At 39.8% G+C, this 18374-nt stretch carries 12 protein-coding genes and 1 pseudogene; 5 read left to right on the top strand and 8 right to left on the bottom strand.

Annotated features, from left to right (window positions below; translation table 11 throughout):
* Positions 1-358 (bottom strand): hypothetical protein (locus tag U3A58_RS04265; protein WP_323822149.1); only part of this gene is annotated, 358 nt, incomplete at its 3' end.
* Between the two features lie 85 nt (positions 359-443).
* On the opposite strand from U3A58_RS04265, the gene U3A58_RS04260 reads away from it, so the two are divergent.
* Complete coding sequence (locus tag U3A58_RS04260; RefSeq protein WP_323822148.1) at positions 444-611, top strand: hypothetical protein; 168 nt, start codon at positions 444-446, stop codon at positions 609-611.
* Here the strand turns inward: U3A58_RS04260 and U3A58_RS04255 are convergent.
* Both U3A58_RS04255 and U3A58_RS04250 read right to left on the bottom strand, forming a co-directional pair.
* Entirely contained in the window at positions 598-1104 is a 507-nt protein-coding gene (locus U3A58_RS04255; protein ID WP_323822147.1) for a PH domain-containing protein, read from the bottom strand. The genes U3A58_RS04260 and U3A58_RS04255 overlap by 14 nt on opposite strands.
* 10 nt (positions 1105-1114) lie before the next feature.
* Positions 1115-2764 carry an RHS repeat-associated core domain-containing protein gene (locus U3A58_RS04250; protein WP_323822146.1) on the bottom strand — a complete coding sequence of 550 codons (1650 nt, stop codon included), beginning with the start codon at positions 2762-2764 and terminating at the stop codon, positions 1115-1117.
* A gap of 98 nt (positions 2765-2862) precedes the next feature.
* Between U3A58_RS04250 and U3A58_RS04245 the strand changes: the two genes are divergently transcribed.
* A complete protein-coding gene (locus U3A58_RS04245; RefSeq protein ID WP_323822145.1) occupies positions 2863-3828 on the top strand; it encodes a hypothetical protein in 966 nt (321 codons plus the stop codon).
* A gap of 543 nt (positions 3829-4371) precedes the next feature.
* On the opposite strand, the pseudogene U3A58_RS04240 reads toward U3A58_RS04245, so the two are convergent.
* A pseudogene (locus U3A58_RS04240) lies at positions 4372-5217 on the bottom strand (IS110 family RNA-guided transposase); the annotation flags it as partial.
* Positions 5218-5951: 734 nt separating this feature from the next.
* On the opposite strand from U3A58_RS04240, the gene U3A58_RS04235 reads away from it, so the two are divergent.
* The 3 genes from U3A58_RS04235 to U3A58_RS04225 all read left to right on the top strand — a co-directional run bounded on the left by U3A58_RS04235 (position 5952) and on the right by U3A58_RS04225 (position 12679).
* A complete protein-coding gene (locus U3A58_RS04235; protein WP_323822144.1) occupies positions 5952-8711 on the top strand; it encodes a carboxypeptidase-like regulatory domain-containing protein in 2760 nt (919 codons plus the stop codon).
* Between the two features lie 66 nt (positions 8712-8777).
* Positions 8778-9536, top strand: coding sequence for a cysteine peptidase family C39 domain-containing protein (locus U3A58_RS04230; RefSeq protein ID WP_323822143.1), 759 nt, complete (start codon positions 8778-8780; stop codon positions 9534-9536).
* A gap of 383 nt (positions 9537-9919) precedes the next feature.
* On the top strand, positions 9920-12679 hold the full coding sequence (locus U3A58_RS04225) for a carboxypeptidase-like regulatory domain-containing protein (protein WP_323822142.1): 2760 nt from the start codon (positions 9920-9922) through the stop codon (positions 12677-12679).
* Between the two features lie 526 nt (positions 12680-13205).
* Here U3A58_RS04225 and U3A58_RS04220 read toward each other — a convergent pair.
* From U3A58_RS04220 to U3A58_RS04205, 4 genes are all read right to left on the bottom strand, one after another.
* A complete protein-coding gene (locus tag U3A58_RS04220; protein WP_323822141.1) occupies positions 13206-14315 on the bottom strand; it encodes a hypothetical protein in 1110 nt (369 codons plus the stop codon).
* Positions 14216-16168, bottom strand: a complete 1953-nt coding sequence (locus U3A58_RS04215; protein WP_323822140.1) for a TOTE conflict system archaeo-eukaryotic primase domain-containing protein — start codon at positions 16166-16168, stop codon at positions 14216-14218. The genes U3A58_RS04220 and U3A58_RS04215 overlap by 100 nt, the downstream gene beginning before the upstream one ends.
* Positions 16169-16188: 20 nt before the next feature.
* Positions 16189-16773, bottom strand: coding sequence for an RloB family protein (locus U3A58_RS04210; RefSeq protein WP_323822139.1), 585 nt, complete (start codon positions 16771-16773; stop codon positions 16189-16191).
* A 93-nt stretch (positions 16774-16866) separates the two neighbouring features.
* Positions 16867-18159 (bottom strand): AAA family ATPase, encoded by a 1293-nt coding sequence (locus U3A58_RS04205; RefSeq protein ID WP_323822138.1) that lies wholly within the window; start codon positions 18157-18159, stop codon positions 16867-16869.
* Between the last annotated feature and the right edge of the window lie 215 nt (positions 18160-18374).

Here is an 18374-nt window from a genome sequence, read left to right as displayed (position 1 = left end):
TCACTACTGATGATGCATTGTTTGAGAGATCTTCTATCAATTGCGCAAAAGCAGTTCCCGCCGAACCTGTGGATTCTGGGTCCAAATATTTTGCCCATACTTCTGCTGACACCACATCACCAGGCATGACAGCCAATGATTTGGCCAATCCATAGATCTCATTCCCTGCGCCATTGAGCCTCATGGAATACGTTTTTTCCATCCCCTCATCTGTATGATCAAAGATATCCGCATTTATCCGGGTGATCTCCCCATATCGACTGAAATAGGTTTGTTCATACGCTTTGGTGGCAGCATCATCTTCCAGGGTTGCCAAATAAATATCCGGATCTTCAGGTTCGGTTTTAAAGGTGGCCACCCACGTGGGCAAAGTCGTTTTTAAATGACTTTGCCCATTTTTTTTGCCCCTATTTCACTGTTTGACCATTGAAGATAAAAGCCTGATGGAACAGTTAAAACTGATTGCTGAACTTGAATCGGAAGAAAAAAATTTGGCCTTTAAAATGATAAACACCTTCATGACCAAAAAGAAGTTCAAGGATTTCTTCCAGAAAATGTGGCTGCTCTATAAAAAGCAAAAACCCGGACTTGCCGGGCTTAAGCATGAGTGATTGGATAAAATGTCTTTTTCAGCTTAATCTTTCGAGATTCAATAGGTAAATCCATATTAGGAACCAATAAGCTTGTTACTATAAATTCTTGCCCTCCCTTTAGCCGAATGACAGAGTAATTGTAGCTGTCCCAAGGAAACCATTGCATCCGGTTTTCCGCCAACGGATAAGATTTAAACCGCTTTATCAATTCAATATCACTAAAAGAAAAACTGACTGACTCGCCCTTTCGGTTTATTGTAATTCTTTGCCCTATAGGATCATAAAAAAATATATCTCCCTTGTTCCTCGAATAATAATTTATGTGAAGGATTAATAAAGGAACAAAAAACAATAAAAACAATGCGGCAGATAGTTGGACAAATATCCAAGTATCTCCAGACCCAAATCTATTTTTCATATAAAAAGGCAAAATAAACGATCCAATTAAATAGATTAAAATTGGCCACGAATTTTTAAAATGATGTTCAAAACTAATTTTATATGTAAACATTCCTTTCGATTTACCTTGGTCTCCAACCACTCCTTAAAGCATTATCAAAGTCATTCTTAAATTGCCAATACTGGCTACTTATTTCGTTTCTCATTGGTTGCCCCATATCCCAAACTTTTTCCCCTAAGAAAAATAAGCCTCCTATGGCAGCGCCATATGGCCCACCTAGGTAACTCAATGCTGCAAGTGAAGAACCTGTCCCAATCATATGATAGCTGTATCTAGCTCCACTTAAGTTACCCTGAGTGTAACTATAGGTGTCAACAACAGCTGATGCACCAGATAAATATGTTCCTGTATTTGATAAAACTTTCCCAAAGTTTCCAATTGTATTCAAACTAGTAAACGGCTTTGTCGCCGATGTCATTGGCTGATTACCAAATAAGGAAAGATTTCTTCCCGTTAATTGATAATTGCCGCTCAAACCTCTCCTAAACCCTTGCTGATAAAGACTTGTGCTTCTATTTTCTCCAAGTAACCACATCCCTTCTCCAGCAAGGCTTAAGCCTGTCCCAAAATCCCCTAAACTATAATTTCTCCCAAAATTTTCTCCGTCATTAATTCGTGATGCAGTAACTGTAACTTCATCAAGTGTACCCCCTTCATAAGTTTTTCCCTTTTCATCTTTCCCCTGTTGCTGGCTTATAAAATCTCTTATCTCATTTGGATCATTCGTTGAATATCTGTCCGCTTCCTCTACCCACATCCCGTTGGGATCGATCAGTCTCACAGGGTTATTTAAAGTGTAATTGTACGGGCTATAGGCCTGATACATTTCAGCCATCGGGTCCGAGCTGGTCCAGCGGGCTATTGCCGGGTCATAAAAACGTGCTCCATAATCGTATAGATTGAGGTTTAGGTCCGGGATAAGTTCTTTCCCGTTATATAGGTACTTGTTTTCCGGTGCTTGAGAGTAGCTATTAAACCGGCCTCCGAAAGGGTAGTAATCATCCTTCTGAACAATATCAGTAGGTGTATGGGTTACTTCAAAGTCATCAAAGAATACTTCCACCGGAGTTGTATTTTCATTGGATAAATAAATATACACATATCCAGGTTCTGTTATTGTGACTGGATTAATCGAAATGTATTCATGGCTTATATCCGATCCATCCTCCTGTGCCGCCGTTGAAATCTGCTTGAATAAGGTATTCTCAACCTGTTGAAAGTTCAAATCGAACACCATCAGATTCAAATAGGCCATTGGAGCACCTGCATTTTGCTCCCCATTGCCACCAAGAAGGCCAATGAAGGAGGGCATAGCTTCACTTCCCGGACTTATAGCATCTATCACTACTGATGATGCATTGTTTGAGAGATCTTCTATCAATTGTGCAAAAGCAGTCCCCGCCGAACCTGTGGATGATGGATCCAGGTACTTAGCCCATACTTCTGCTGACACCACATCACCTGGCATGACAGACAATGATTTGGCCAATCCATAGATCTCATTCCCTGTGCCACTGAGCCTCATGGAATAGGTTTTTTCCATCCCCTCATCTGTATGATCAAAGATATCCGCATTGATCCGCGTGATCTCGTCATATCGACTGAAATAGGTTTCTTCATACGCTTTGGTGGAAGCATCATCTTCCAGGGTTGCCAAATAAATATCCGGATCTTCAGGTTCGGTTTTAAAAGTGGCACGTATATTCCCCAAATGATCCTTCCAAGAAAAACATCACAACTGGTACGATTATTTTTGATTTTATTTCCTATCTTATTGTACATTTTTCTAAAAACCTAAATCCATACACCATGAAAAAATTTTTAGTGTTTTCAGGTATTTTAATTTCCGTTTTCGCCTGTCAGGATGGCGAACTACAGTCACCTTCTATTTCCAAAGATGGCTTCATATTAGAAAGGTTGAACAGAATAAATGTTGAAATCAAAACTGTCAACAATGCCCGACAGGCGGGAGGAATTGTAAACTGGATGGCCTCTATCAATGAGTCTCTTGCGGCTCATTCCCTTCAACTGGGAAAAATAGAATATTATGGAGCTGACGGGGCTGGCAATACAGTTTTTTTTAATGATAGAGGCAACAAACAATTGGATGCTGACTTCGTGCCCGGAGACTTGCGTAGAGGTGGCTTCTCTGATATTGCCTATGCCCTTGATGGAACTGAAGGTGCAACAACAAGTGGATTGAGTCAGGCTCAGACTGATGAAGCAATCCTTAGAGCAATGAATACCTGGGACAATATTTCTTGTTCTAAAGGTTTAGAACTAACGAGTCTGGGAGCAAGCCCATTTGACCTTGGGTATGTTGAAGCACTTGTAACCAGTGGAGCAGAAGGATCTTTTTTCTTCACGGACATTATGCATTCAGGATTTAATACCACAGTAGCGGATGCTGTTTTTGGACCAGGCAGTAATGTCTTAGGAGTTACATTCACATTTCTTTGGTTAGATGGTATTGAACCTACAGATATTGACAATAATGGAAAAGATGATGTGGCATTCCGGGATATTTATTATAACGATGCCTTCTCATGGGCTGATGGAAGTAATATTGATGTTGAGACAGTTGTCCTTCATGAAACCGGACACGGACTAAGTCAGGCACATTTCGGTGAATTATTTCTTAGTGAGGCCAATGACAAATTTCATTTTTCTCCAAGAGCAGTTATGAATGCTGGCTACACGGGTATTCAAACTAATATCGGAAAAACTGATCAGGCAAGTCATTGCAGCAATTGGGGCGCATGGCCTAATAATTAGTAATCCAGTATATTTCGATATCAAATTCAGGGGCCTGTATTCAGGCTCCTTTTTTTATTTAGAATAACTTGAGATCCTCAAAAGCAAAATTCTGAAACACGTCTCGGAATGAGGCATAAAAAAACCAGGTATCTGACCATCTTCAGGGTGAGTTAAAATTGATTGGTATTATTAGGTAAATGTCCTTTAATCCACTTTCCCCGCTAATGTCTTACCCTGNTGAGTTAAAATTGATTGGTATTATTAGGTAAATGTCCTTTAATCCACTTTCCCCGCTAATGTCTTACCCTGGTCGCTTTGAATGACTTCGCAAGAATAATACTGTGAGGCTTGCTTTTCATTCAGTTCTCCACCGTCAACCCACCCCAGACAATACATCATCATCCACACGCTTGAATCTACGTCTGATATGAGGTACTATCTTTAAAAACAAGAAGTTTTAGAAAATTTTTACTTTTACGATACCGAAGAGGAAAGGTCCAGCTCCTGTTCTTTGGACATTTGGGGTTGATAGGACTCGTTGAATGGTGTGTAGGTTTTCCATCATGCGTAGATCGTGGTAAGGATTTTCTTTTGGACTGCAACATAGCTTTTCATTTTCAAGCCATGCTTTTCGTAGGTGCGATTGAATAGGCTGTAGAATGGCTTCACCTTGTAAGTGATCGCCTGGAATGCCGGCATGAACATAGCCCTTCTGATCCTTGAATTGCCTTTTTTTGAAATTTTGGTTTTTCCATTGTGATTTCCTGATTGGTGTTCAATCACATCATAGCCAGAATTGCTGACTAGTTGTTTGGCATTTTCAAAAAATTCAAATCCGTTCGTTTCAGCCAATACTATCGCAGTTGTCAGCATCCCAACTCCTTTAATTCTACAAATATTACTGGCCCTTTCCCAAATTCCTTCCTCTGATTGAAGTTGATTCTTGATCGCAGATGCAAGCTGATCATGCTGCTTGTCGATCAGTTTAATCATATTCTCCAATTGCTTTTCAATTGCCTTTGAGAAATACATACCGTTTTTAATGGCATGGAGCTGATTTTTTGAGATGGTCTTTTGTTCTTGCAAACTTTGGTGATGTCTAGTCAAAGAACGGAGTTCATAGAAAAAACTGCCAAAGGATGACCAGACAGGCAGGCATTGTTCTGCTCCCATCTGAGCAAGGCCTTTAGAGTCTATGCTGTCTTTTTTCGACTTATTTCCAAGCGATCTGAGATAATTCTTCGCTTTGTTAGGTAAAACCACTGACACAGAATAGTCCTTTTCAAACAGGTACAAAGCACAAGACTCATGGTAATTTCCAGTAGCTTCCATACAGATAACCAAAGGAATATCTTTATCCTTTTGGTTCTTTCTAATCCAAGAACCCATGGGTTTAAAACCAGCTTTGGAATTGGTAAAAGTCTAGGTAGTCTTTACGGAGACTTTTTGGCTACAATCTATAGTGGATAAACAGCCATGGATGGATTTACTGGAAATATCCAGCCCGAGAGAATATTTTAACATACAATTTGTAGTTAGAAAAATAGGATCCTCTCATAATCTTTACTCATCGGTATGGAACATTGAAGGAATCCTTCATGCTTGGGTACTATTCAGACTCGAAGAGGAAAAAATAAAGGTGTGCTTCCTACACCGCAGTATCAACAAAGCTGTACTTAGTTTGTAAATCTGGCTATACCTTTATTCTGTTTTTTGGTTCCGTTTAAAGATATGAGTTGTAAACCCCAACCAGTCCAACGGTAATTTTACTAATCCCAGTTGGAGAAGCAGTCACATCAAAATATACTACAAACCACCCGCTATCCAGCTTCTCTAGCATCTGCACTTAAATCAACCCAACTAACACATTTTTCAAGCCAATTAAAGTGTTCCTACTCTGCTAGATATTCTCGACGAAATTCTTAATTTGGTCTCGGGTCAAGCCAAGAAACCTTCTGACAAATAAGATCTAGACTTAATAGGGGAATTATAGAGTTTCGTGTATATGATTGTTACCTAGCCTCTGACAAGGCTAAGTATTGGGTCGCCAATCCACTGTGGCTTTCCACATTGCCTTATTGTGTTTTTGAAAAATTGAAGTGAAAAATTCTTATCCTATTCGTCATAGCTGTGATTCTTTTATGAGAAAATTATTTTTGCTTGTATTCTTTTTTGCTGTTGGAAGCATCGCCGCACAGACGGTAAGCGGTGTAGTTCGAGAAAAGGCAACAGGCCTTCCTCTTCCATTTGCTAACGTTTTTGTCAACAATACCACTCAGGGAATAGCCACCGATAGCGAAGGTAAGTTTAGCCTGTCCGGTGATTTTCCTTCCCAAATCGAATTGGTGGCCTCTTTTATGGGCTATATGACCGAGGTCAAATCCGTTTCCTTTGAGGGTCAAAACCAAGCGGAGGTGATTTTTGAGCTTAGCTTCAATGAGTCCAATCTTTCCGAAATTGAGCTCAAAGCCAAGCGTGATAAATCCTGGGAACGAAAATTCAAGAAATTCGAAGAGGTGTTTTTGGCTGTACCGGACGATCCTTTCAAATCCCAAATTGAAATTCTCAATCCCTGGGTCTTGGAGTTTGACAAAGTCAAGTCCGACCAAGGTCCAAACTATCTCCAGGCATCAGCACAAGAACCCCTGAAAATCACCAATTGGGCACTAGGTTATCGTATGAACTATTATCTTCAAGACTTTCGCCTTTTGCGTAATGGGTCAAGATATTTCGGTCAGGTACACTATGAACCATTAACTCCAATTGATACCCAAGAGGAATTAAGCTGGGAATATGCGAGGCAAGTCAACTATCACAGTTCGTTACGAAAACTCAACCAGTCTATTCTACTCAATTCTCCAGATTCAGTTTATTTTAGTTTGTTTAAAACGCTACCCGATCAAACAAATCGACGTAAAACCAATGACTTCTCCGTTGAACTGAACCAATCTATTTTTCCGATTCAGAAAGATTCCATTCTACGAAGGCCTCTAGGGGATGGTAACTTTCGTATTTTCTTGACAGACCGCTTGGAAATACATCATATTGACAAGCCTTGGCCAAATGATTACTATACGAACATTCATCACCCAATTAGCTGGATTGAGGCCCCGGAAGGATTTTACAATATAGATCGAAACGGAACCCTTCTCAATCCTACCCAGTTGGTTCTCTCCGGATATCTTGGCCGTCAACGGGTAGCCCGAACCCTTCCGCTTGACTTTGTCCCACAATCTGAATTTCAGGCTGGCGATACCCGATCTGAGGAGATCATCACTGGGCCAAATACCGAACTCAATCGCTTTCGGGAAAAAGTATGGCTGACTACCAACAAATCCTATTTCTATCCCCGAGAAACAGCTTGGATTGGCGGGCATATGCTCTACCAAGACGCATTTTTGGCTGATTCGCTAAGTCGTGTAGTTCATGTGGATATTATAAGGGAGAACTTTGAGGTTGTCCAATCTGCAACTTTCCCTATCCGGCAAGGCAGAATTGAAGGAGGCTTGGTATTGCCTAAAGAAATGAAACCGGGAGATTATGCCATTCGGGCTTATACAAGTTGGAAGCTTAATTTTCCGGAGGCGGATCAATTTATAGCTCCCTTTTTGGTGATGGAGGAAGGCTTTAGGCCTGAGGTAGGGACAACTGAATCAGAGATTTTCCCGGATGCCATAGCCATAAAATCTGATTTTACCATTGTCGATTCGTTAAGCTATCGGGTCATGGATTTAGAATTTAACTTAATTGACGAGTTCGAAAATCCCATTGACGGGGAGTTTGTTCTTTCCATAACTGATGCTGATCAGGTAGTCGATATGAATCAGGGAATCCGGCTAGAGCAGGCTATGAATTGGCTGGATGAAGATTTGCCAGAAACCTATAAGAGCAGTCTCAGCTATCCGGTGGAGTACGGGATATCAATTCAGGGTAAGTTTACTCCGGATAATAAACGTCAAGGCTTGGTCAACCCTATTACCATAGTCCGGGGAGATCTGGAAGATTACGGGCAAGTCATGACGGATTCTTCGGGATACTTTTGGGCGACTGGCTTGAACTACCAAGACACTGCCCAGATAGCTGTGGCTGCTGTTAATGATAAGCTTAGACCTTTTGGGTCAGTAGAATTGATACCTATGGATAAACCAGTATTAGGAACCAATTATCCGAAACTGGCATACCGGAAAGTTGCCGTTCCCTCGGAGGATTACTTTTTGGATATCTCAGGGGACTATATTCTTTTGGAAGAGTTTGTCAAGGAAGGAGTGAAGGTAGAAGATGAAAGATCTCAGTGGTTCGGATATGGGGAGCCGGACCGGGTGATGTCCAAGGATCAGTTGTCAATGAGTTTAAACATGATGAATGTTTTACAAAGAATGGGTTTTAATTCAACCAATTATAGGCTTGGAAATTTTAATGTAGGGCAAAGAACAGGTGCTCCTTTATTGATTATCGATGGAGCACCTTATCCGTTTTTAGAAAATCAAGAATTTAAAGAAATTATCGAATCCTATCAGCCGCAGGAGCTTGAATCTGTTGGGATTTACACATTTAGCTCCAGTGTTTTTGGAATGGCAGGCTATGCAGGGGTGGTGGTTTTAAACACCAAAAGAGGTCAGCGGTATAGTAAAAATCCTAACAAAAAATTCAATTCAGAAGGTTTTCAGTTTTTTTCTATTCCGGGGTTTACCACTTTTCCTGAATTTCCGAAAAATCCTCCAGCTGATCAATACCTTAGGAAAAAACCTACCATCTACTGGGAGCCAAAAGCAAAGACAAGCAATGGGGTATTCCAAGTAAACGTCAAAGTGCCTTATGGAATAGATAGATTGCGAATCCAGGTTGAAGGCAGGTCGTTGGATGGAGAGGCAATCTATAAAGTGATTCAATTAGAGAGATAGTTGAAAATTATCGGATCATTAAACACCAAATATTATACCAGTTGAAATTATTTAATCAAATCAAACTTGATAAAGTCCTTCCCCTTCTATAAGCAGCCCGATTCCAAAGACTGTGGCCCCACCTGTCTTCGGATAATAGCCAAGCACTATGGTAAGCTGATATCGATCAAGGAAATCCGTGAAATCTCTGAGACGACCCGCGAAGGAAGCAGTATGCTCAAACTGAGCGATGCGGCTGAGTCTATTGGATTTAAGAGCATTGGAGCCAAGCTTAATTTTGAAAAGCTAAAGACCGCTCCAATGCCCCTGATTGTGCATTGGAATAAAAACCACTATGTAGTGGTCTATCGAATTAAAAAAAATATAGTCTATATTTCTGATCCTGCTTACGGGTTGATCAGCTATACGAAGGATGAATTTATTTCAAGGTGGATAGGCAACAATGCTGACGAATATTCCACGGAAGGCATTACCCTGTTATTGGAAGTTACCCCAGCCTTTAAGAAGCAGAATTGGGAGGAAAGCGAAAAGCGTTCACTGGGCTTTCTTTATCAGTACTTGACCAACTACAAGAGCCTGATTATCCAGTTGTGTGTGGGACTTTTGGCAGGAAGTCTTTTACAGCTTATTTTTCCCTTTTTAACCCAAAGCATTGTTGATGTAGGGATTCAAAACCAGGATATTGGGTTTATCTATTTGGTTTTAGTGGCGCAGGTGATGCTTTTTCTGGGTCGTACCAGTGTGGAAGTATTTCGAAGTTGGATCCTGCTTCACCTCACCACCAGGATTAATATCTCTCTTGTTTCTGATTTTTTAAAAAATTAGAGATTATTTTTTCCATACGCTATTAAATAACAAATCAATCCATAAACGAGAATTCTTGAAAAGAACTAAGAATTATTTCTTCTGCAAATAATTAGTTTCGAAAAACTGGCATAAAAATGAAATTTTAGCCAGTTTCCCTTCAGAACCAACACAATATATTGAAATAAACTATAAAAGTAAAAAAAATTACTAATTTAGTTTGATTTTGAAAATCACTCTTCTCTTTTTATCGTTATTTAAAAATCCAAAATTTTATTGAAACCCCTTTAAACCGTATAATTGCTGATAATGATTGAATTGAGTCAGTTTTATTTCAAATCTGATAATTTTGATAAAAATGGTGATTCTCAAACAAAATGCCCTGTTCCTAAATAATATTCCACATGAGAGGCCTATTAGTAATCATTTTCTTTTTTGCGTTTGGAGACATCGCCGCACAGACGGTAAGCGGTATAGTTCGAGAAAAGGCAACAGGCCTTCCTCTTCCATTTGCCAACGTTTTTGTCAACAATACCACTCAGGGAATAGCCACTGATAGTGAAGGCAAATTTAGTCTGTCCGGTAATTTCCCCTCCCAAATCGAATTGGTGGCCTCTTTTATGGGCTATATGACCGAGGTCAAATCCGTTTCCTTTGAGGGTCAAAACCAAGCGGAGGTGATTTTTGAGCTTAGCTTCAATGAGTCCAATCTTTCCGAAATTGAGCTCAAAGCCAAGCGTGATAAATCCTGGGAACGAAAATTCAAGAAATTCGAAGAGGTGTTTTTGGCGGTACCAGACGATCCTTTCAAATCCCAAATTGAAATCCTGAATCCCTGGGTCTTGGAGTTTGACAAAGTCAAGTCCGACCAAGGACCAAACTATCACCAGGCATCAGCACAAGAACCCTTGAAAATCATCAACTCGGCTCTTGGTTATGAAATTGAATATTACCTTCAGGATTTTCGTATGATGCGAACAGGTTCAAGGTTCTTTGGCCAGGTATTTTACAAACCACTGAATAAATCAGATTCAAAAAAAAAATCAGAATGGGAAAATGCCCGACAAGCCAATTTCTCTAGTTCTTTGAGGTACCTGAATCAATCTATCCTCCTCAATACCCCCGACTCATCCTATTTTGCCTTGTTCAGAAACGTACCCGGAAGACTGGACCGGAGAAGATCGAACGACTTTATCGCTGAACTCAATGAAACTATCATCCCCCTGAAGAAGGATTCCATCCTAAGAAGACCCTTGGGTGATGGAAACTTCCGTATTTTCCTTCGTGATAAAATAGAAATCCACCACCTGGATAAGAAATGGTCAAACGATTATTACAGCACTATCTTCCATCCTATCAGTTGGATTCAGACCCCAGAAGGCTTTTATGATATAGATCGAAACGGAAACCTCCTCAATCCCACCCAGCTGATTCTTTCTGGATATCTCGGAAGACAGCGGGTAGCCCGAACCCTTCCGCTTGACTTTACTCCCCAATCTGATTTCATAGCCGATAGCTTCCAAACAGAGGTAGTTGTCAAAGATCCTGCTGTCCAACTCAACCGTCTCAGAGAAAAAGTATGGCTGACAACCAACAAGTCCTATTTCTATCCCGGCGAAATGGCTTGGATCGGTGGGAGGATGCTCTACCAAGAGCCTGTTATAGGAGATTCACTCAGCAGGGTGGTCTATGTGGATTTGATTAATTCCAATTCAGAGGTCATTCAATCAGCCACTTTCCCTATCCTGCAGGATAAGATTTCAGGTGGTTTGGTGGTTCCGCAGGATCTGAAGCCAGGTGATTATGCCCTTCGAGCCTATACACATTGGAATCGGAATTTTGGAGAACTCGATCAGTTTTTGACTCCCTTTTTGGTTTTGGAACCCGGATACTGGCCAAAGGTCGATATTCCCGAATCCGAGACTTATGTTGGGGAAATTGAGGTCAACACTTCATTCACCCTCAGTGATTCGCTCAGCTATCGGGTGATGGGCCTGAGTGTGGCACTAATCGACGGTTTCCAAAATCCGATTGAGGGTGAGTTTATCCTCAGTATTACAGATGCGGAATCCGTTATCGATGTACGGCAAGCAAACAGTCTTGAACAGGCGATGAATTGGCTCGACGATCCCCTCCCCAAGGATTTTGAATCAGATCTTTCCTATCCGATCGAATATGGAATATCGATACAGGGTAGGTTTATTCCTGACAACAAACGTCGTCCTCTCATCAACCCGATAACCATTGTTCGTGGAGATTTGGAAGATTACGGACAGGTGACCACTGATTCTGCGGGTAGGTTTTGGGCCACAGGATTGTATTTTAAGGATACTGCCCAGATTGCAGTAGCAGCAGTGGACAGTAAATTGAGACCTTTTGGCTCTGTCGAATTGAACACATTCAGCAAACCTGCTCCCTCTTCCCAATTTCCAAAGATCAGGTACCAGATACTACCCGTTCCTTCCACTGAAAATCCCCTCGATATCTCCGGGGATTATATTCTTCTGGAAGAGTTTGTCAAAGAAGAAGTGCGAATAAAAGAGACGATGGCAGATCGAAATTATGGGTACGGTGAGCCAACTCAGCAGGTTGGACCCGAGGAGCTGGAGCGATTGACAATGCCAGAAATTTGGGGTAAACTAAGGTTCAGGGGAGGGAAGTTTGGCAACTACAATTTCGGAGAAAAAGTTGGAAGTCCTTTAATTATTCTAAATGGGCAAAGTCTTCCATTTCTTTCTGGCCTAGATTTTCATGAAATACTTGATTCTTTTGAGCCTTCCCAATTGGAATCCATCAAAGTCTACTCAGATAATATAAGCAAATCCATTTTTGGAATGGCCGGTTATGCAGGTGTAATAATGATTGAAACCAAGAAAGGATTTAGAACTCTTTCAGATCCCGATAGAAAATTCAATTCGGAAGGGTTCCAGATTTTTCCCATGGCAGGTTTTACCGATTTTACGAAATTTCCCAAAGATCCCCCTGCCGATCAGTATCTAAAGAGAAAGCCGACGATCTATTGGGAGCCTAATGCCCTGAGTGTAGAAGGGGTTTTCAAAGTTAAGGTCAAAATCCCTTATGGAGTTCAACGGCTGGAAATTCGCATAGAAGGAAAAACAATAGACGGAGAGGCATTCTATAAGAAGATTGATTTAAGCCTTTAAATAACTATTGCTGAAATCGATACATCATCAAGGCCAAGATCAGGTTGACTTAGACAATATGGAGTTTGATTTCAGCATCTTCACTCTTCTATCCAAACGAATATATAATTCGCTAGAAATTGACACAACCAGAAAAATTTTGCCAATTATAAATTGGCCTAATCCTATCAAAGATCTGAATACACTGAGTTTAGGTTTTGAGGTAGTAATCCAAAAAATTGATCAAGTCACTGTAATGTTGGGGTAAACCGACAAAAAAAGAAATGACACCCATTCCTTAATTTATTGATTTTCAATGTAGTAGCCCCAGCAGGACAAATATCGAACTTTTTACTGGAAGATTTGAGGAGATTTGAGGGTATTCACAAACTCATTAAATTAAATTTTGAACAACTAAACGGATAAAATCAAGCCTATTCCTGTACTTGCACACGCTCATATGAAACGGAAGAATATGCTTCCATTATGCGGGTAGGTGATTTGAGTGATTTTGATATTGGAGAGTTTCTGTGAACAAGTAGTCAACTTAAGTAAAGAGTTCTTCTAACTGCCCTTTCCAAATGATAAAACCCTTATTATTATCAGAATAATCGTGAACGACTCTTGAAAAGTTCTGCGGAATAGTTTCCAAATAGCCTTGCCGTCCTTTTTCCCGAATGCTGTTCAGTTCTTGGTCAATTTGCTTTAAAGCCTCCATTAGTGCAGATTTACTTTTTTCTGAATGCCAAATGTAGGTAGCCTCTTCCGTATCTAAAGTTTCTAAAATGATGTGATAATATTGTTTGCCAGCAACCATAAATACGAATGAAAATGGTTGCAAAACAAACCTGAGTTTCATTACAGTTCTTTCGTGCCTCTCTGCTAAAAACCGGATATGTTTAGAATGCTTGTATAGCTTTCCTCTAAGCAAATCCTCCAGTATACTTTCAGAATTAGTGTAAATATTCTGGCTTCTAGGCAGGTCGCTTGTTGTAAGAATATTCTTCTTAGATGCTTGTGCCTGACCTATAAAACCTTTATTCAGAAATTGAAACTTTACGCTTTCAATAAGTTCCTTATTGATGTTTTCTATCTCGGGGGAAGAAGCTAATTGTGATACAATTACTCCATTTTCAACCTCTACATAAATTTCTACCTTAACAGATTTAGATTTCAAAACCTTACTAAAATAAGGCTTTAGGACTTCAAATTCCGGTCTAAATTCTTCGTTCTCTATTTCAAAATTGAACCGCTGGTTATTTTCTTTCCCTGTGTAATCAAAGCCAACATTTCCATACCTGAAATCTAAATCTTCTATTGCTACTTTAATTTGTTGTTCAATGACCAAACTTTCCCTTTCAGGGATAAACTCAGTTGGTTCGTCAAACAGACTTGCTTGTTTGACAATCTGACGGTAATAAGTGTTTCGTTTTAAAAACAATTTGTTCAGGTAATCAATTTTTAAGTCCCGATAGTCATATATTGTTGGATTGGTTTCGGCGCGTTGTACACGACCAATGTATTGAATCAGTTTACCTTTGAAAGAAAATGGATAGACTAAAAACAAAGAACTGATATTTGACAAATCCGACCCTTCACCAAAAACTGCCCAGTGGTAATCAATACCTGGAAATTGCCTTGCTGTAAAGTCTGCCACTTCGATTTCCTGCTAGTTTCAACATCATCTCCACTTAGGGTAACGACTTCGTAAGATTGTTTTAGAAAAAGGTAAAGCGCATCAATATGTTCTTTTCTTTCTGTGATAATGGCAATCCGTTTGCCCTTTGACAATTCATTTTTGATGTCAATCAGGATGGCCTTATTACGTTCTGAATCATGGACCAAAATCTTTGAAAGCGTTTCAAAATTATCCGTTTTAGAATTGAAGGGAATATCCAAATTTGTATTTCTGACAATAATTTGAGCGTGTTTGAAGTCTTCAATTTCTGTGGTCAAAACTTCCGATATCACATCTCCCAAATAAGCAAAAATCAGTTTATCATCATTGTACTTTCTGAAAGGGGTTGCCGTTAAGCCATACAAATAATATGTCTCCAGATTTTCAATGGTATTGTGAAAAGATGCTGCCGGAATATGATGACATTCATCCACCATAATAATTCCAAATTGACTATGGATTTGTTCTATTTGCTTAGGCAAACTTTGAATGGTTGCAATGGTAATTTGCTTGCCGATTTTTGCTTTTCCCTGACCAATAATGCCGATTTCTTGTTTGGGGATTCCAAGAAACGCCTGAACGCGTTCCTGCCACTGTTCCAATAATAATTTGCGATGCACAACGATTAAAGCCGGTTGTTTTTTCTCTGCAATAATCTTCAAACCCATAATCGTTTTACCCGAACTTGGAGGAGCCACAATAACTCCAAAATCCTTTTTCGAAACGGCTTCAATAACTTTGCTTTGATGCCTCCTTAATTTAGCATTGAATGTATAGGGGATTAATTCATTGCGTTTTCGTTGGTCTTGAAAATCGAAATCCAAATTCCGTTCTTTGCAAAACCGAAGTAATTTCCCGATAAAACCTCTTGGAATACTGACTTCATTCTCCTTTTCTTCTACGAGTTTAAAATACCGGTCTATTCCAAAAGTATTTTTTCCTGATTTCTTTTTGATGAAAAATTCCGAATTGGCGAAATTCAGCTCTTCCTTTAAAAAATTGATTAACGGAATAGTCAATCCATTTCTTTGAATACGGATACTTTGCTTGAGTGAAATTGTCAGTTTTCCTTCAGTATGGATAATTGGTAAATTTTGTGTGGATGAAAATTCCTGATACAACTGCTCCAAAGCTTCTGTTGAAGCTCGTTTAATTCCATTTAGAAATTGCCATTGGTCGAGATAAGGTTCAAAAGTTTCTGGATTGATAAAACAATTATTTCCTTTTTCAAAAGTTGGCTTAAATAGAGGCAAGGCAATCAGGTTGCCGAAACCTTTACCTGAAAGGAAATCCTGATTTGGGAACAATCTGTCAAAGCTGGAACTTTTATCAAACATTGAGAATGCTCCCGACTTTTCTAAAATTGATATGAATATTTTTCGACTTTTTATGGCAGGATAAGGTTTATCAAAAAACACCCAGACGTGCCCGCCATTTCCCGAGCGTGAACGCTCCAAGTATGCCGGGATTTCTTTTTCCTTACAAGCATTAAGAAAAGTAACGGCTTCATCTTGCCAATTGGCTTTGTCAAAATCTGCTGCTAAAAACCAAGTGGTATTATCTTGTAATAATGGGTAAACCCCAATATGATGAAAACCATCCAGATGCTTTTGAATTTGTTCATCTGTAAGTTGTAGATAAGACTTTTCGGTGAAATTCTGGAATGAACCTCCATTCATTTTATGTGCCCGAAGTCGATATGGGTCATAAATACAGGCTGGCATATAGCCCGATTTGTTTCCTTTTTCCCAACGAATAGCAAACACATCTTCACGTCCTGTGAAAAGGGATTGGAAGAGTTGAATTCTTGATGAGAAGGAAATACTCCTCATTGAACCTTTGCCAGCTATGGCTATTTTAGTGTTTTTATTTCTTCCCCCAACTTCCACACCATCGTACTTGGATTGTGATTCGCATAGTCCTGTCTGCCTTCAAAATTTGCAGTTAGCCGTTTAGCATTTCGGATGGCATCTTCCTGGTTTCCGTAGGTTTTAAGTAAGCTATACATTTCTTCACTATTTTTCTCGTATCGGTAGTTTTCACCAAGATGGGGACGAAGGTTGCCTTCTATCAGCCCTTGATATTCCGCCCTGCCAATTCCATTGTTGTAAAAATGAAAATGCAGAAGGTACCAGAGTTCAAATGCTTCATTGCTCCAGGCGCATCCGATTTCAGGGTTTGAATCTCTGCATCGATGAATAGCACTATTAAAATCATTGGCAGAAAAGCTATCTCGGTCAAAAACTACCCAGAGCCGGTCAATGGGTCTACTGTTTTCTTTTTCGTAGGCAAATTTTAGCCGGAGTGCTTCATCAACCAATGACTGTGTATTTCTGCCCGTCCCTTCTATATCTATCTGATAATAGGTTAAGACTCCTCTTGGCAAATCCTCCTTCAAGCCCTTGAAGTAATTGGGGTTCGGTCTTTTCTCCCTCACAGACAATCAGGTAAAACTGACGTTTTGTTCTAAAGTCCTTTTTCCTCTTTTGCTCTTCTCTAGCAAATCGCTTCAGGTGCTCGTTTGGGATTTTTATCTTCCTTGCCATCCCACACCTAGTTTTGAAAGGTTACCAATAAACGGAATAGCACCATAACGCCCCTCGATATAGTCTTTTTCGAAAGAACGGTCCTTCCGGATAGTTTTACCTTCTTCTTTATATTCTACTAAAGAGTACATTTCTGACGCCCCATAGTTGTCTTTTTCCACAAAATAGATCTGGTCCCTTCGATAATTGCCATAATTCAACAGGTTGGTATCATGGGTAGCAAAGATCAACTGGGCATTATTTGGGTTAAGTTCCCTGGAATTAAACAATTTGGTGATCGCAAGCGTCAAAAGCGGATGTAAACTTGCATCCAGTTCATCAACAACCAGCAATCCTCCATCATTCAATACATCGAATACTGGCCCGGAGATATTGAATAGCTTATTTGTTCCCGATGATTCCTGGCTACGCATGTCAAACTCAACATCACCGATTACTTTGCCTAGCTTATCATATTTCCTGTGAATTGTTTTGATGTCCATCCGAAAGGATCCTTCCAGATCGGTGACCAGTTGTTTTACCATTACTTCCGGCATTTCTCCGGGTAATTCCTTTGGATCGAACGGCTTTTTAATAATGGATATATCCTCAAAGCCCAAATCTAGTTTTTTGTAGAAATTCAGAAGCGTACTGCGTGTTTGCCTGTTCTCCAGCATATCAAAAGTTATCCCTTTGTATCCTTCATGCTTCAAGCCTGAAATAGCAATGAAGTTGTTGAACCACTTCATGATTTTCTTGGCGATCTTGCCATTGAACTGGTCGGTCACTGCTAGAAACAAAGCATTGTCCCGTGTGCGCTCCTCTAAGTCCTTACCTTCAGGAAAACCTTTCATCACCTCAATCCCTTCCCTTTCGCGTAGGAACATGGGTTTTTCAGCAAGCTTTTGGGCTTCAAAAAGCCATTCTGAGTGGATTATTCGATCATCCACTTCAAATCCATATCGGTATCGAATACCGTCAATCAGAAATACCGCTTCAAAGTAAGATGGGGAGTGCTCGGTTTCTGTATTTAATAAAAAGGGGATGATATCTAATTCATCAGCAGAAGATTGTTCAAAGGATTGCAATACCATTCTCCTCATAGTAGACATGGCTTTGACCAAGTTGCTCTTACCACTTGCATTTGGGCCGTAAATTACCGCACCTCGCAGCAAGTCGTAACGTTCCGTAGAAAAGAGATTCGTATCCACATGCTCTTTGATGGAGGAAGCCTCTAGACTTAACGTCGTTTTTGATTTAAAGGACAAGTAGTTTCCTACAGAGAATTCTATTAACATTATCTAGTTATGAGAGATATTCTCAAAAATAAGCAAATCATATGATTGTTTTATCTAATATGAGAAAATTTCTCATATTATCATTTAAGGAGGATTTGAATATTTTCATTTTAAATAAACAGTGGATAGTGCAGATTTCCAGGCAATAAAATATCAAATTACTAAGAAGAGATAAAAAAAAGTGAAAGAGTGCTTGCAACGCTAACAGGAAAGAA

This window comes from Algoriphagus persicinus, assembly GCF_035156415.1.
In the GTDB taxonomy this organism is placed as follows: Bacteria; Bacteroidota; Bacteroidia; order Cytophagales; family Cyclobacteriaceae; genus Algoriphagus; species Algoriphagus persicinus.
Note: the sequence above shows the minus strand (reverse complement) of the source record. Positions and strands in the feature narration are given on the sequence as shown.